Raw genomic sequence first — 1,041 nt, 5'->3', positions numbered from 1 at the left:
AAGGGTTCGCGGCGGGTTCGCCGAGGCGGTTCTCGATACGTGTGCCGTTGTCGTTGCATTGGCCAACTACGCGCAGCATGGCACCGCGGTTGTCCCGGCCCCACAAAATCGATTGGGGCGCCAGCGCATTCGGCCGAAAGCGGCCGAAACCATTGATGGTGGGCGTGCAGAAGGCCGTCATGCCGCGCGCATGCGCGAGCAACCCGGCGAGGTAGTGTTCGCCGGTTTCGGTCAGCATGTACTGCGCGTGCACGGGTGTGCTTCCGTCCGCGGGGCTTTGGCGTTTGAAGGCGTTGGCACCGGTTTTCAGGTCCACCAGTGACTGGTGCAGATGCCAGCCGCTGGACATGATGTTGGGAAAGGGCGGGCGACACACGAAGGTCGCGTGGTAACCGGCACGCCGCAAGGCCTGCTTCACCGCGCTGCGAAACAGCACCATGTTGTCGGCGGCAGTCAACGCATCGGTGGCTTCAAACACCGCCTCGACCTGGCTGGGCCCCAGTTCGATTTCCAGCGACAGCAGTGGCAGGCCCAGCGCCTGCGCCGTGCGCTGCACGATGCGCAGCGGCTCTTCGGCCATGTCCGCCCATTGCTCTGACAGGAGGTGGTAGCCGGGATGGATCATGCGCACCTCCGGCGGCAAGCCCGGCCAGTCGGCCAGCGCCGGGTCAAGCTGGGGAGCGTTGCCACCCTCGGAAATCCGGTAAATGTGGAACTCGATCTCCAACCCGCACTTCATGCTGTAGCCGGCCTCCGCCAGTTTGGCGAGAGCATCTTGCAGTACCCGGCGCGTGTCGAGTTCTACCGGGCGGCCGTCGGGAAACCATGGCTGGCATTGCACCCAGCCGGTTTTGTCGGCCCAGGGCAATTCTTTCAAGCTTGCCGGGTCGGCCAGCAGCATCACATTGCCGCCAAATTCAAAACCCGGCAGTTCGTCGGCGCCGCCGGCCTCGAACACTTTGTACGCGGTGCGGTCGGCGGTGTCCTTGAGCAGCAATGTGCTCACCATGCCGACGCCGTCCGTCATGGCTTGTCCGGCTG

The 1,041-nt window shown here is 64.6% G+C and carries 1 protein-coding gene; it reads right to left on the bottom strand.

Going from position 1 to position 1,041, the window contains the following annotated elements:
- On the bottom strand, window positions 1–1,027 hold a 1,027-nt coding region (locus tag AC1D1P_RS24205; RefSeq protein ID WP_477674774.1), incomplete at its 3' end, for a type I glutamate--ammonia ligase.
- Window positions 1,028–1,041 lie beyond the last annotated feature (14 nt).

Source organism: Polaromonas sp. P1_E1_2 (genome assembly GCF_056406035.1).
Note: the sequence above shows the minus strand (reverse complement) of the source record. Positions and strands in the feature narration are given on the sequence as shown.